General features: G+C 35.8%; 13 protein-coding genes and 1 pseudogene. 3 read left to right on the forward strand and 11 right to left on the reverse strand.

Annotated features, from left to right (window positions below; translation table 11 throughout):
• Nucleotides 1-59 precede the first annotated feature (59 nt).
• Genes coaE through ruvB form a run of 4 tightly spaced genes read right to left on the reverse strand, consistent with a single transcriptional unit; the run spans nt 60 to nt 3255 of the window.
• Nucleotides 60-689 carry a dephospho-CoA kinase gene (gene coaE, locus KBP46_RS17825; RefSeq protein ID WP_216443816.1) on the reverse strand — a complete coding sequence of 210 codons (630 nt, stop codon included), beginning with the start codon at nt 687-689 and terminating at the stop codon, nt 60-62.
• A 9-nt stretch (nt 690-698) separates the two neighbouring features.
• Nucleotides 699-1565, reverse strand: a complete 867-nt coding sequence (locus KBP46_RS17830) for an MBL fold metallo-hydrolase (RefSeq protein WP_062675793.1) — start codon at nt 1563-1565, stop codon at nt 699-701.
• A 13-nt stretch (nt 1566-1578) separates the two neighbouring features.
• Nucleotides 1579-2190, reverse strand: a complete 612-nt coding sequence (locus KBP46_RS17835; RefSeq protein WP_062675794.1) for an FMN-binding negative transcriptional regulator — start codon at nt 2188-2190, stop codon at nt 1579-1581.
• 42 nt (nt 2191-2232) lie between these two features.
• Complete coding sequence (gene ruvB, locus KBP46_RS17840; RefSeq protein WP_062675795.1) at nt 2233-3255, reverse strand: Holliday junction branch migration DNA helicase RuvB; 1023 nt, start codon at nt 3253-3255, stop codon at nt 2233-2235.
• 259 nt (nt 3256-3514) lie between these two features.
• On the opposite strand from ruvB, the gene hutI reads away from it, so the two are divergent.
• The 3 genes from hutI to KBP46_RS17855 all read left to right on the forward strand — a co-directional run bounded on the left by hutI (nt 3515) and on the right by KBP46_RS17855 (nt 7163).
• Entirely contained in the window at nt 3515-4738 is a 1224-nt protein-coding gene (hutI, locus tag KBP46_RS17845; protein ID WP_062675918.1) for an imidazolonepropionase, read from the forward strand.
• Between the two features lie 73 nt (nt 4739-4811).
• Complete coding sequence (hutG, locus tag KBP46_RS17850) at nt 4812-5732, forward strand: formimidoylglutamase (RefSeq protein WP_123279070.1); 921 nt, start codon at nt 4812-4814, stop codon at nt 5730-5732.
• Between the two features lie 138 nt (nt 5733-5870).
• Nucleotides 5871-7163, forward strand: a complete 1293-nt coding sequence (locus KBP46_RS17855; protein WP_216443817.1) for an aldehyde dehydrogenase family protein — start codon at nt 5871-5873, stop codon at nt 7161-7163.
• A gap of 191 nt (nt 7164-7354) precedes the next feature.
• Here KBP46_RS17855 and pyk read toward each other — a convergent pair.
• The 7 genes and pseudogenes from pyk to KBP46_RS17890 form a co-directional block, all read right to left on the reverse strand.
• Nucleotides 7355-8799, reverse strand: a pseudogene (pyk, locus tag KBP46_RS17860) (pyruvate kinase).
• Nucleotides 8792-9265 carry an IPExxxVDY family protein gene (locus KBP46_RS17865; protein ID WP_034693113.1) on the reverse strand — a complete coding sequence of 158 codons (474 nt, stop codon included), beginning with the start codon at nt 9263-9265 and terminating at the stop codon, nt 8792-8794. The pseudogene pyk and the gene KBP46_RS17865 overlap by 8 nt, the downstream one beginning before the upstream one ends.
• The gene (gene rnc / locus KBP46_RS17870) at nt 9243-10007 is read right to left on the reverse strand and encodes a ribonuclease III (protein ID WP_062675799.1); all 765 of its coding nucleotides are present in this window, start codon (nt 10005-10007) and stop codon (nt 9243-9245) included. Before rnc ends, KBP46_RS17865 begins: the two co-directional genes overlap by 23 nt.
• Nucleotides 10008-10016: 9 nt before the next feature.
• Nucleotides 10017-11261, reverse strand: a complete 1245-nt coding sequence (gene fabF / locus KBP46_RS17875; RefSeq protein WP_062675800.1) for a beta-ketoacyl-ACP synthase II — start codon at nt 11259-11261, stop codon at nt 10017-10019.
• Nucleotides 11262-11296: 35 nt separating this feature from the next.
• A complete protein-coding gene (locus KBP46_RS17880; protein WP_002976354.1) occupies nt 11297-11536 on the reverse strand; it encodes an acyl carrier protein in 240 nt (79 codons plus the stop codon).
• A gap of 498 nt (nt 11537-12034) precedes the next feature.
• The gene (locus KBP46_RS17885) at nt 12035-12481 is read right to left on the reverse strand and encodes a hypothetical protein (protein ID WP_216443818.1); all 447 of its coding nucleotides are present in this window, start codon (nt 12479-12481) and stop codon (nt 12035-12037) included.
• Between the two features lie 22 nt (nt 12482-12503).
• Nucleotides 12504-14180: a T6SS effector amidase Tae4 family protein gene (locus tag KBP46_RS17890; protein ID WP_216443819.1), complete on the reverse strand. Its 1677-nt coding sequence runs from the start codon at nt 14178-14180 to the stop codon at nt 12504-12506.
• Between the last annotated feature and the right edge of the window lie 286 nt (nt 14181-14466).

Consider the following 14466-nt stretch of genomic DNA (forward strand, 5'->3'; position numbering starts at 1 on the left):
CTCAGAAATTATTTTTTGCAGAAAAAAACTCGTTAGAAAAGCTTCTAACGAGTTTTTATTTATTCAATACTGAAAACTACTTTTTCAGTTTGTTCTTTTAATTCTTCGAGATTGGTATTGTTATAGATAATACAATCTGCCATTTTTATTTTATCCCTTTCAGGCATCTGTTTTTCCATGACAGCTTCTACCTCACGATAGGTTTTATTATCCCTGTCCATTACTCTTTTAATCCTGATATTATCCTCGGCAGTTACCAGAAGAGATTTATAACATTGTCTGTTAAGTTTCAGTTCAAACAATAAAGCTGTTTCTTTAAAAACTAAATATTTGCTTTGTTTCTTAACCCAGTTTTCAAAATCAATTCTTACAGCGGGGTGGATGATCTCATTCAATTGCTGAAGCAGATCTCTGTTATTAAAAACCTGATCAGCCACAAATTTTCTGTCATATAACCCGTTTTCATCATAAGATTCTTCACCAAGAAGTTCCTTGATTTTTGTTTTCAGGTCTTCACTCTCATTAACAATGGCTTTAGCTCTGTCATCGGAATAATAAACCGGAAAACCGAATTCCTCTATAAATCGCGCTACTGTGGTTTTTCCGGAACCTATTCCGCCTGTTAAGCCAATGATCTTGGGTGCTGGTTCCGGCTCTGTCTGCTGTGTTTCTGAATGTAATTCTTCCATGATTAAAAATTAATATCCAAAAACATCATTAAAGCTAAACGTCTCATCAAGTCTCACTCCTTTTTCGGTCATTTTAAGACTTGCCAGCTCATGATGAGCATCGTGTTCAAAGAACAGTAAATATTCATTGTCTACACATTGCTTCAGGAACTTTGCTTTCTCTTCCATTGTTAAAAGAGGCCTGGTGTCATATCCCATCACATACACCGGGTTGATATGTCCTGCTGTAGGAATAAGGTCTGCCGCAAAAACAACAGTTTTTTCCTGATACTGGATGACCGGAAGCATTTGTTTTTCTGTATGTCCGTCTACAAAGATAACGTCCATTTTAAGATCAGGAGCGAAACCGTAGTTTCCGGTAGTAGGAAGTGGCAAATAGTTAAGTTGTCCGCTTTCCTGCATTGGCATAATGTTTTCCTTCAGGAAACTTGCTTTTTCTCTTGCATTGGGTTCTGTTGCCCATTGCCAGTGATTTTCATTCGTCCAGAAATTAGCATTTTTAAAGGCAGGTCTGTATCCGGTTTTATCGTCATTCCATTCTATCGCTCCACCACAGTGATCGAAGTGAAGGTGAGTAAGGAATACATCCGTAATGTCCTCCTTTATAAAGCCATATTTTTTAAGATTCTTATCAAGAGTATCATCTCCCCAAAGAGAGTAGTGACCGAAGAATTTATCATCCTGTTTGTTACCAAGACCACAGTCTACCAGGATCAGTTTTTTTCCATCTTCAATAAGCAGAGAACGTGTCCCCAGCTCAATCAGGTTTTTTTCGTCTGCCGGGTTCGTTTTTTCCCACAGACTCTTCGGGACGACTCCGAACATAGCACCGCCGTCCAGTTTAAATTTTCCACATTGTATTGGATATAACTTCATATGTATATTTTGATTATTTCTTTATTAATTTCATTTTCTCTGCAATTTTTCTCGCGTTATCATCAGATTGCTCAAGTTGAGTAATGATGTTGTTAAAATCATCCTCTTTTCTGTTCTGAGAAAGTTTTTGCTTGATAAAGATTTCAGTTGGAATAACTTTAATCCCAAAAGCGCCCTTCATTTCCTTTTCCACAAATTCCTTTCCCATATCTTTTACCATCATGGGACATTGCTGAAAACTTTCATATTTGGACGTTAATTTATCCAAATGAGCATATAGCTCATCATGATTCATTATTTCAACTTTTCCGTGAATCTGTACTGCCTCATAATTCCAGGTGGAAACATTGATATGATCATACCAGCTGCTGGATATATAAGTATGAGCCCCTAAGAAGTCACAAAGAACTTCATCACCATTTTGTAAGGCTTTGGCCTGGGGATTAGCTCTTGAAATATGAGTTTCAATATAGGCATTTTCAGGATCATCTTCATTAAGCATCATCATAGAATGAGTAGCCCGTATCTTACCGACAGAAGAAATCAGTAAAGCAAAAGAATTTTCTTTGATAATCTCTCTCATCAAATCGTAATCTTCACTTCTGTATAATTTAGGTATAAACATAAACTAATCAATTCTCATTAACCTTAAACCTTAAACTTTGAATTAAAATAACTCTCCCGGGTTTTTAGGTCTTGTAATGTTTAAATGTTTGTAAGCTTTATCAGTAACTTCTCGCCCTCTCGGAGTACGGATAATAAACCCTTCCTGAATCAAAAATGGTTCATATACTTCTTCCAGGGTTTCCGGATTTTCAGCAATAGATGTTGCAAGAGCCGAGATACCAACTGGTTTTCCTTTAAAGTTTTCAATCATGACGCGCATAATTTTATTGTCCATTTCATCCAGACCAAATTCATCCACATTTAAAGAGTCCAAAGCATATTTTGTAATCTTGATTTCAATTTCACCATTCCCTTTGATCTCAGCGAAATCACGTACTCTTCTTAGTAATGCATTCGCAATCCTTGGCGTTCCACGGCTTCTTCTTGCAATTTCTATTGCTGCATCTTCATATATAACTACGCCTAAAACCCTTGCACTTCTCTGAATAATCATAGACAGAAGTTCAATAGAATAATATTCCAGCCTGCTTTGAATTCCAAATCGGGCAAGCATTGGTTTTGTAAGCATACCACTTCTTGTCGTAGCACCTACGAGAGTAAAAGGATTTAGCCCTATTTGTACACTTCTGGCATTAGGGCCTGTTTCCAGCATAATGTCAATCTTGTAATCTTCCATTGCAGAATACAGGTATTCCTCTACCACAGGAGAAAGACGGTGAATCTCATCAATGAAAAGAACATCATTTTCTTCCAGATTGGTAAGTAAACCAGCTAAACTTCCGGGTTTATCCAATACAGGACCCGAAGTAACCTTGCAGTTTACCCCAAGTTCATTAGCAATAATATTGGCTAAAGTCGTTTTACCAAGCCCCGGCGGACCATGTAATAAAACATGATCCAATGCTCCTCCACGTCTTTTCGCAGCGGTAACAAAAACCTCAAGGTTCTCCAGCGTCTTTCTCTGCCCCGCAAAATCTTTAAAGCTCTGTGGACGGATCTGTTCTTCCTGCATCAGCTCCTCTCGTGAGTAGTTTTCCTTATCTGGATGTAAAAAATCTGGCATTAATTCATTTCATTTACCTCAAAGATAGCAAATTTAGACAAAGGTTGAAGGGCAGATTGAGAAAACGTTGAGATTGATAGAGAGGTTTAAGCCAGGGTTGAAAATGAGAACAGCTAAGATTTAAATAATTGGGATATTTTAAGTATTTTTGAGAGAAGAAATTATTAATAAAAATTAATGAAATTTTGAATGTTTGGAAAATTGAGTTTGATATAAAATGGATCAGCTTACATCTAAACATCGCATTAACTTTAAACTAATGAAATTAATAGGCCCATTTAAACAGGTGGTAACGCTTGCCAACTTACCCTTAAGAGGAAAAATTTCTGATGAGCAGCTGGAAATTATTGTAGACGGAGGAATTGTAGTAGATCAGAATACCATCAGGAAAGTTGGAAATTTTGAAACATTGAAAACAGAAAATCCTACCATAGAAATCGAACAGATTGAAGGAGAACAGATTGTTCTTCCTGCTTTTGTAGATTCACATACCCACATTTGTTTCGGAGGAAACCGTGCGAATGATTTTGCCATGCGTAATGCAGGAAAAACCTATCTGGAGATTGCGGAAAGCGGTGGTGGAATCTGGAGTTCCGTACAGCATACAAGAAATGCTTCAGAAGAAGAATTGTTAAAAACTTTAGGAGAAAGAATCAACTTTTTGATTGATCTGGGAATTACGACCATTGAAGTGAAAAGTGGATACGGTCTGGATGTGGAAAACGAGTTGAAGATGCTTAGAATTATTAAAAAAGCACAGAATGTAACCAAAGCCACTTTAGTTCCAACGTGTCTTTCAGCCCACTTAAAACCAAGAGATTTTGACGGAAGCAATCCCGAATATCTGCAATATATCATCACCGAAATTTTGCCAAAAGTAAAAGAAGAAAGCTTAGCGAATAGAGTAGATATCTTTATTGAAAAGTCTGCTTTTCAGCCGGAAGAAAGTAAAGAATTCTTGCTTAAAGCAAAAGAATTAGGTTTTGAAATTACGGTTCACGCAGATCAGTTTACCCCTGGAAGTTCAAGAATTGCCGTAGAAGTAGGAGCGAAGTCTGCAGACCATCTGGAAGCCACAATAGATGAAGATATTCAGTTTCTGGCAGAATCCGATACGGTGGCAACAGCCCTTCCTGGAGCGAGTTTAGGATTGGGTGAGAAATTTACCCCGGCAAGAAAATTATTAGATGCAGGCGCTATTGTAGCCATTGCTAGTGACTGGAATCCGGGATCTGCCCCAATGGGAAATTTAATTACTCAGGCTTCTATTTTAGCCACCTTCCAAAAGCTTACTACAGCTGAAGTTTTGGCCGGGATGACCTTCCGTGCTGCTTATGCATTGAATCTTGAAGACAGAGGACAATTGGAAGTAGGGAAAAAGGCAGATTTTGTCACTTTCAAAACCAATAATTTCCAGAATGTACTGTATAACCAGGGAAGCCTGAAAGCAGAACAGGTTTATATTGATGGAAATCTGATATAAAATTATAAATTAACAATATTTGTTCTTCAATCATAATCGATTGAAGAACAGACAATAGGCAAATGACTGAATAATGAGTACTATTTGGCAAGGCAGATTGGACGGAGAAGAACTTCTCTATCACAGATTATTTCAAAGAGTTAAAGAAGAACGTAATTACGACAATATTGCTGCAGGAGATTTTGCATTGCATGGTTTTGCTGTGGATGAAGGAGTAAGGAGAAATAAAGGCCGTCAGGGAGCGAAAGATGCTCCTGATGTGATCAGGAAAAATATGTCTAATTTTCCGGTAATTCTTCCGGATTTTTCTCTGCTGGACTTTGGAAATCTTACCTGTGAAGACGGTAATCTGGAAAACGCTCAGAATAATCTTGCTAAAAATGTCTCAAAAGTCCTTCTAAAAGGAGGAAAATCCCTTGTTTTGGGCGGAGGACATGAAGTTACCTATGCTCATTATTTAGGCGTTAAAACAGCCTTCCCGGAACAAAAAATTGGAATTATTAATATTGATGCCCATTTCGATAACCGACAACCAGAAAATGGAGTAGGGCCAAGCTCAGGAACCGGATTCTGGCAGATTGCCCAGGAAGGTCCCATTAATTCTTTGCATATCGGAATTCAGAGAAACTCCAATACACTTAAGCTTTTTGATACAGCTCATCAGCATGGAATGAAATATATTCTGGCAGACGAATTATTTTTTGAAAACCTGACCTCCATCTATCAGCGTATTGATGAATTGCTGGACAATGTAGATTATGCCTATCTAACAATTTGTATGGACGTTTTTAATGCATCAATCGCTCCCGGAGTTTCGGCTGCTGCTTATAATGGTATCTTTGCAGATGCTGCATTTATGCATTTTTACAGGCATATCTTAAAAAATAAAAAATTGGTGGCGCTGGATGTGGCAGAAGTTAACCCTTCTTTCGATATCCAGGACAGAACAGCAAGACTGGCAGCATGTCTTGTAAATGAATGGCTAATGATGTAAGATAAAGTTATATTCTTCCGATAGAGAAAATCATTATTTTATTAACCCTTAAGGAATGGAATTTGCTGATTTCACCGTGCTTTTAAAATAAAAGCGCTCATAAATTCATTAGCTGAATTTAAAACAGAAATTTATATTATGGAACAATTAATTGAAAGCAAGCTTATTAAAGCAGATAAAGCGTTTTCAGTGTGGAGAAAAGTGCCGTTTGAGGAAAGGCAGAAGTTAATTGCAAAAGCAGCGGAAATTTTAAAGAATAATTCGGAGAAATTTGGGAAAATAATTACTACAGAAATGAATAAACCCATTTCAGAATCTATTGCTGAAGTGGAAAAGTGTGCTTTAATGATGAATTATTATGCCACTGCTGAAAATATATTAAAACCAGAAAAAGTTGAATCAGAATTTTCTTATTCTGAAGTTCATTATGCTCCGAAAGGGGTAATCTTAGGTGTAATGCCTTGGAATTTTCCTTTCTGGCAGGTGCTGAGATTTGCTACTCCTGCGATTTTAGCTGGGAATACAATCGTTTTGAAGCATGCTTCAATTTGTTTCGGAAGTGGAAATGCCATTGAAGAAGTACTTCTGGAAGCAGGTTTTCCTGAAGGTATTTTTCAGAATCTTGAAGTAGGACATAAAGCTGTAAAAGAAATCCTTGAACATGATACTGTAAAAGGAGTAAGCTTGACAGGCAGCGGAAAAGCCGGAGGAGAAGTAGCTTCAATTGCCGGTTTAAATATTAAAAAATCTTTACTTGAATTAGGCGGAAGTGATGCTTTCATTATTTTCGAAGATGCGGATCTGGAGGAAGCAGCAAAAGCAGGAGCAAAATCCAGACTTCAAAATTGTGGACAAACCTGTACTGCAGCAAAAAGATTTATCATTGATGAAAAGATTGAAGATGCGTTTTTACCAATATTCATTGAAGAATATAAGAAATATGAGATTGGAGATCCTTTAGATAAAGAAACCAAACTGGCAGGAATGGCAAGACCCGATCTTGCTGATGAATTGGAAGCTCAGTTCAACAGGGCATTGGAAAATGGTGCTGAAATCATTATTCCTTTGGAAAGAGTTTCTGAAAATGAATTTAATCCTGGTTTAATCAGAGTTCAGGAAGGAAATCCTATTTTAAAAGAAGAACTTTTCGGACCTCTCGGTATGGTGATGGTTGCGAAAAATGATGAAGAAGCTTTACAGTTGGCCAATAATATTCCATTCGGACTTTCCAATTCTGTATGGACTAAGAATAAAGACCGCCAGTTATTTTTCATTGAAAACCTTGAATCTGGAACAGTCAATATCAACCGTATGACAAGTTCTGATCCACGTTTTCCATTTGGAGGATCAAAAGCTTCAGGATATGGAACAGAATTGTCTTTACTGGCTTTAAAAGAATTTGTAACAGCTAAGACGATTGTAGGAAATTAAAAGGATAAAATGTCATGCCGAGGAAACAAGGAATCTCAGAGATTCTTCACTTCACTTCACTTCGTTGCGTTCAGAATGACAAACTACCATTTATAAGTTAACAGTAAACTTTACACTATAAAATAAAAACTCCCGGAAACTTGTTTCCGGGAGTTTTTTATGCTGTTACAAAAAGTAATTTTGCTTATTGCTTATACTGTCGTAAGTCTCAATGTATTCGTTTTTCCACCTTCATATGATGGAGTAGCATTGATATTGATGACGAAATCTCCGGTTTCGATGTAACCATAGTTATGTGTTAACATATTGACCTGGATGATCGTTTCATCGGTAGACTTCTTCATATCATAGTAATAGGCATGAACCCCCAAAGAAGGTTCAGCATTGTAATTACTCTTCTGTTACCACTATATACGATGATGTGAGAGTTGGGTCTGTGTGCTGCAAGCTGGAAGGCTGTATATCCTGAATGAGTAAGGGTTACAATAGCAGAAACATTGGTTGTTTTAGCAATTCTTACTGCTGCAAGACAAACCCTGTTGGTAATGAATCTTTCATCAATACAGTTATAATCTTTCTCGATAGGCTCATTTTTGTGTTGGTAGAAATGAGTAGTTTCGATATTTTTTACAATTTTAGCCATGTTTTCCACAACCTGTACCGGATATCTACCTACAGAAGTTTCTCCGGAAAGCATTACCGCATCAGCACCATCCAATACAGAATTGGCAACGTCATTTACTTCCGCTCTTGTTGGTGTTAAACTGTTGATCATGGTTTCCATCATCTGAGTAGCAATAATTACCGGCTTGGAATAGAATCTTGCTTTTTCTACCAGGTTTTTCTGGATCGCAGGAACTTCCTCCATAGGAACTTCTACCCCAAGGTCTCCACGTGCTACCATTAATCCGTCGCATTCAAGAAGGATTTCATCAATATTTTTAACACCTTCAGGTTTTTCAATCTTCGCAATAATAGGAGTCTTGAATTTACCGTTCGGGTGGTTTGCAATTAATTCTTTCAGGTCAATAATGTCCTGTGCGTGACGTACAAAAGAAAGAGCAATCCAGTCTACCTCCATGTCAAGCATGAAATTAGCATCCTGAACATCTTTTTCTGTCAAGGCAGGAAGAGAAACATTTGTATTAGGTAGATTAACTCCTTTTTTAGAACTTAACGGACCTCCCTGAATAGTTTTTGCTTTTACAGTATCTTTTTCATTGGTTTCGATAACCTCCAGCATTAGTTTCCCATCATCAATAAGGATTCTTTCACCTACTTTTACGTCTTGTGGAAACTGTTGGTACGTCATGTATACCTTTGTGGAATCTCCCTCCATCTTTTCATTAGTGAAGGTAAGAATATCACCTGGGTTCAGGTAAGATCCCTCCTTTACAACTCCCACTCTCAGTTTAGGCCCCTGAAGGTCTCCAAGGATTCCTACAGAATAACCATACTCATTGTTTAGCTCTCTAATTATTTCAATATTTTTTCGAACTAAGTCGTAATCTGCATGGGAAAAATTTATTCTGAAAATATCAACACCCGCTTTCATTAAATCTAACATTACCTCCTTCGACGATGAAGCAGGTCCTAGTGTTGCGATAATTTTTGTCTTCTTTAAATACTTATTCATAATACTGGATAATTTGATAAAGTTCCTCATCAGAACTCAGTGTATAATCTTGAATTGGAAATACAAGATTTTCAGGGAGCAAAATTACGGAAAAATCAGGAAACTGTTCCGAACTATGCAGAATATATTCCACATCTACCTGATTATTTAATAAAAATTTAATGTTTTCTTCTTCTGTAAAGAGTTCTGTCTGAATTTTTTTTTGCTTACTTTCAGAAGATTTATTGGAAATGAAGGTAAAACAAGTCTTCGTATACTTGTGGTAGGCCTCAAATCTTGGAAAAAAATAATCATAATAACCTCCATGAAAGACAAGATCTTTCTTTCTTGAAAAATTGAGGTTGTTGGTTTGATTTATTTTGTAGAAAAACTCATGAGCAGGTACATCTTTGGCTAATCTTACCAATCCTATGGCAATATCTTCAAATTCTATATCATCAAGATCATAAAGTTTTTGAATTTCCAAGTATATTTTCTTTTTTGTTTAAAATATAAAATGCTCTCTGTGCTGCTTTTTCCTCTGCTTTCTTTTTGGAAGTCTCTGTTGCATTAGCAATTTTTTCATCTCCCAGCCATACATGGCATCTAAATACGATAGATTTATTAGCCTGTATTTCCTCGCAGGTTTCGTACTTTATATTGACCTTCTTCTTCTGACTCCATTCGAGCAGGAGACCTTTATAACTTACAATTTTGTTTTCAAGCTTATTGATCTCGGAAGGGGTCAGCAATTTTTCCAAAATAATCCTTTTACAGGTATCATAATGGAAGTCTAAATAAACGGCACCGATTAAGGCTTCAAACAAATTTCCAGAGATATTTTCTCCTAAAGCTGATGAGCTGTTTTGCTTTTGCAAAAGGCTGGTAAGCTTGAGATCTTCTCCTAATTTATTGAGGTTTTTCCTATTAACAATCTTAGATTTCATTTGTGTCAGATATCCCTCATTAGCCTGAGGGTAAGTCTGGAACAAATGACAAGAAATAATTGTACCCAAAACAGAATCTCCCAAAAATTCAAGTCTTTCGTAATTACTGTCTTGATTTTTAGAAGAATTTTTCAAAGAAAAAGCTTCACGGTAAAGAGCGATATTCTGTACCTCTGTACCCAAAACTTTTCTAAGCTCGGTACTGAGAAAATATTCTCTCTCCGTTAATTGTCTTTTTCTTTTTTTGAGAAGGAATTTAGAAAAGTATTTCTGTAACTCCATTCATTGAATTTAGATTTTCTTAAATAGAACGCAAGCATTATGCCCGCCAAATCCAAAAGTATTGCTCATGGCTACTTTTACATCTTTCTTAACAGCAGTATTGAACGTAAAGTTGAGTCTACTGTCAATATTTTCATCATCAGTAAAATGGTTGATGGTTGGAGGAACAGTACCATGAATAATAGTTCCCAATGCAGCGATAGCTTCAATAACACCTGCAGCACCTAAAAGGTGGCCAGTCATTGATTTTGTAGAATTAATCTGAATGTCATAAGCATGCTCGCCTAATAATTTCGAAATAGCATTGGATTCTGCGATGTCTCCTAATGGAGTAGATGTACCATGCATGTTGATATGATCTACTTCATCAGCAGTTAAGCCTGCATCTTCCAAACAGTTTTTCATTACCAGATAAGCGCCAAGGCCTTCAGGATGTGGAGCAGTCATGTGATGTGCATCAGCACTTAAACCACCTCCCAGTAATTCTGCATAAATTGTAGCACCACGTTTTACGGCGTGCTCATATTCTTCAAGAACAATACATCCTGCTCCTTCACCTAGCACAAATCCATCTCTGTCTTTGTCAAAAGGTCTTGAAGCTGTTGTAGGATCGTCATTTCTTGTAGAAAGTGCCATCATTGCGTTGAATCCACCGACACCACTTGCTGTAACGGCTGCTTCAGAGCCTCCGCACACAATCACGTCTGCTTTTCCTAACTGGATCAGCATTTTGGAATCAATTATAGCATTCGCTGAAGATGCACATGCAGATACAGTCGTATAGTTTGGTCCGTGGAAACCGTATTCAATTGAGATATGTCCTGGAGTGATATCCGCAATCATTTTTGGGATAAAGAAAGGGTTAAATCTCGGAATTTCCGTATTGGCCCATCCTAACACTTCAGTTTCAAAAGTCTCTAATCCTCCGATTCCGGAACCCCAGATTACACCAACTCTGTTTTTATCTACATTGTCTTCAATAATGCCGGAATGCGCTACTGCTTCTCTTGCAGCAACAAGTCCCAATTGAGTATTTCTATCCATTTTTTTAGCTTCTTTCTTATCGAAATGCTGTAACGGATCGAAATTTTTTACCTCGCAAGCAAACTTAGTTTTAAAGTTTGTGGCATCAAAAAGAGTAATCGGAGCGGCACCGCTCTCACCTTTCACAAGATTTTCCCAGTATTCTTTTGCATTATTTCCTATTGGTGTTATTGCTCCAAATCCGGTTACAACTACTCTTTTTAATTCCATAAACTTTGTTTAATTTCTTTTTTTGTTGAAGAATATTATTTATTTACTACTTCTTCGATGTAAGCGATAGCGTGTCCTACAGTAGTAATTTTTTCAGCTTGGTCATCAGGGATCTGAATGTTAAATTCTTTTTCGAATTCCATGATTAACTCAACTGTATCTAGTGAATCAGCTCCTAAATCGTTAGTGAAGCTAGCTTCAGGAGTTACTTCTGTTTCTTCAACGTCAAGCTTATCAGCGATGATAGCTTTTACTCTTGATGCAATGTCTGACATAGTAAATTATTTTTTTAATTGTTAGATGGTGCAAATATATAAAATTCTTTACGATAAAACATTTTTTTAGTCTTTTTTGTGGACCGGAAGCTTTCATTTTAGATTGTTTCGCTTTAGTCTTTTCGTTTTCAGTGGTTTATATTTGGTGTAAATGATGAATGAAGAAGCAGAACTTTATATTTGATTATACTGATCAATTTTTAAAGAGAATAATATCTTGATTTAAGTGAAAGTTTATCTATTATCTAACGTTCCTGATTTAAAAGAGCAGTATGGAATTCTTGAAAGGCACGAGCAAGTTAGAGAAATTTTTGAAAATATACTTGAACGCCAGATATTGCTATGAATTGAGTCATTCAGCACTATGGAGTAGTGATGAATTTTTCAAAGTTGCCTAAAATAAAAAATGATTGGTTTTACCTGTCTGTGGTAAAACCAATCATTTTTTATTAGCTTAAAGACTTTTATATTATCTTAAAAGAAATTTGTAATTAAATCTTAGGGTATAGTTTCTATAGAAGATATTTTTAAATTTCCATTTTCTTTTTTTAATGTAACTATAGCAGATGCCCCTTCAAATTCTGTTTTTTTATTGGGATTAGCTGTTGAATATGATAAAACAAAATTAGTTCCTTGTTTAGTAAAAGTTGAATTAGAATTTTTCAATAATTTATAATCTAGTAACTTTATTACTTCTTGAAGATTATTTTGGACAAATTTTTTGTTTTCTATGATGTATTGATTATCATATCCATTTTCAATCTCACAAATACTGCACTGAATATTATTTGCAAATAAAGAATTTACTTTTTCATCCTTGCTTAAATATAAAGAATCTAATTTTTTTATAAGTTGAATTGCTTCTTTCTTTTCCTCTAAATAATTTTCTTGAGATTGTACTCCACAAGAAGTCAGGATGATAAGACTTAAAAATATCTTTTTCATTTTTTTTATTTTTAAATTAACTTTAAGGTTTAAATTCCCAAATTCTGATTGATTTAATCCCGCCAGGAACATTATTGGCATTTGCTCCCCCAGGTATATGTCCATTTTGGATTAAATCAACATGTCCTGTATATCCAGCAGTAGTTGAATTATTATTAACAATAACATATATTCCAGTTTTACCTTCCAAAAACTTTGCCACTTTATCAGGATTATTAGCATCTGTACCTTCTAATATATGAGTTGGACTTCCAAATGTTTTTGACATAAAATCTCCTGCTGTTTTTGCTTGTAAATAATAATATCGAGGTTGTCCGTTTTCATCTGCTCCCTTTCTGCTCAGTGAATTGTTAGGTATGTAAAATCCTAATCTATTCATTGCTAATGAAAATCTCACAGTACATGCATTTCTATATGGACCGATATCCTTACCTGAGCTATTATATAAATACTCGAGGTTACCACCTACCATGGGGTAGATTTGAGAAGCTGGCATTTGCTTAAAATAGCCTGGATATCCTGGATATTCTAATTTTGGAAAAGCTCCTACGAATTGAGAATATGTTGGCATTTGTTTATTCTGATACTGTATGGTATTGAGGATATCATCAAGATTATCAACAGGCTCTCCGTCAGGTCCTTCAGACTTTGTTAAAAACCAATTTTCAAACTTTTGCCAAGAAGTGTTGGGGTTATTTGCAAAAAATTGTTGAGCAAAATTTAACTGTGATTCAAATTCTTTCCATATAGTAATTGTGTTTGTTCCCAAACTTCCCAAACTATTAAAATAGTTAATGCTCCAATGTAGCAATTGTGTATTATTCTGATTTAAATTATTATAGAAATAAGAAAGTAATTGCCCACCTATGTATTGGTTGTTTTGAATATAGGTATACTCATTAGAAGATAGTTCTGGAAATCCAGCTTCGTTCAACATATAATTAAAGCTGTCCTGGATTGACATTTCACTAGATGTAGTGCTGCCACCACTATCACCACCACCATCATAGAATCCCATATTTGGAAATCCTTTTGGAGGCTGTCCTCCACTTGGACAAACCTCTGTAATTTCTACAACGTAATAAGGCTTTTCACTTGCAACACATTGTGCATACTGAGACGGAGAATGATTGTCGCCATTACAGTTTACCTCTATAAGTCTAATGCTTAATGAGCAGTCTATCTTATTTGCAAATGTTTTTGCTCCTATTGCTTTGTCAGGAAGTGGCGTGCCATTAGAGAGTTGTTTAGTTCCCATTGGTCTACCGTCCATAGAGGTGTATTCAACAGTTCCTGTAAAATTATCAATCTGATAGTTTTTTGTTAAGTCGGCAGGTTGGTATTTTGCTGTAAATCCTATGCTTTTGTTTTCATTATCAATACTATATACTAAAACATCTGATGACCTGTTTAAATGTCTGACTACAGTGCTGTAAGAAGTAACGTTATTTTGTGTAATTACTGTTACTGTAGCATCATCGGATAATGAAGATAAAAAATCTTCGTTTTTACTGTAAGTATGTGAAGGATTATTTTTTAGCTCAGCAAGATAGTTTTTAAATGCTAAAGCTTCTTTTAGTTTAATAGTTTTCCTGAAATCTGATTGAGTAAGACTGGTTTCTTCACTTGAAAGTTCAGTCCTACAGCCGAACATAAGTAGGGTTAATGCCAAAAGCATTAAAAGATTAAGTTTTTTCATCAAAAAGTATTTTTATTAAAGTTGCTAATTTATTGATTTTTTGTTTTGTAAATAATTCCTGAAACAAATTTATATCTGCAACGCGACAAAACCTGTCGCATAATATTTTGTTGTTGGGTTGAAGTCATTTTTTTTTCTCTTCAAACTTTCCCGATTAGGGTGTTTAAGCTGGATTTGAAATCAAGGATTCTGTATGTTTCCTGCGGATTTGAATGTGCTATGATTCTTTGCTCATCGGCATTTATGGTTAATAATAGATTGGTATTTATAATTAAATTGTATTCCG

The sequence above is a fragment of the Chryseobacterium sp. PCH239 genome (assembly GCF_018924625.1).
Classification (GTDB): Bacteria; Bacteroidota; Bacteroidia; order Flavobacteriales; family Weeksellaceae; genus Chryseobacterium; species Chryseobacterium cucumeris.

Bases quoted from the DNA above. Each gene is read 5' to 3' on its own strand.
- coaE (WP_216443816.1), bottom strand. From the start codon at position 689: ATGGAAGAATTACATTCAGAAACACAGCAGACAGAGCCGGAACCAGCA.
- KBP46_RS17830 (WP_062675793.1), bottom strand. From the start codon at position 1,565: ATGAAGTTATATCCAATACAATGTGGAAAATTTAAACTGGACGGCGGT.
- KBP46_RS17835 (WP_062675794.1), bottom strand. From the start codon at position 2,190: ATGTTTATACCTAAATTATACAGAAGTGAAGATTACGATTTGATGAGA.
- ruvB (WP_062675795.1), bottom strand. From the start codon at position 3,255: ATGCCAGATTTTTTACATCCAGATAAGGAAAACTACTCACGAGAGGAG.
- hutI (WP_062675918.1), top strand. From the start codon at position 3,515: ATGAAATTAATAGGCCCATTTAAACAGGTGGTAACGCTTGCCAACTTA.
- hutG (WP_123279070.1), top strand. From the start codon at position 4,812: ATGAGTACTATTTGGCAAGGCAGATTGGACGGAGAAGAACTTCTCTAT.
- KBP46_RS17855 (WP_216443817.1), top strand. From the start codon at position 5,871: ATGGAACAATTAATTGAAAGCAAGCTTATTAAAGCAGATAAAGCGTTT.
- rnc (WP_062675799.1), bottom strand. From the start codon at position 10,007: ATGGAGTTACAGAAATACTTTTCTAAATTCCTTCTCAAAAAAAGAAAA.
- fabF (WP_062675800.1), bottom strand. From the start codon at position 11,261: ATGGAATTAAAAAGAGTAGTTGTAACCGGATTTGGAGCAATAACACCA.
- KBP46_RS17880 (WP_002976354.1), bottom strand. From the start codon at position 11,536: ATGTCAGACATTGCATCAAGAGTAAAAGCTATCATCGCTGATAAGCTT.
- KBP46_RS17885 (WP_216443818.1), bottom strand. From the start codon at position 12,481: ATGAAAAAGATATTTTTAAGTCTTATCATCCTGACTTCTTGTGGAGTA.
- KBP46_RS17890 (WP_216443819.1), bottom strand. From the start codon at position 14,180: ATGAAAAAACTTAATCTTTTAATGCTTTTGGCATTAACCCTACTTATG.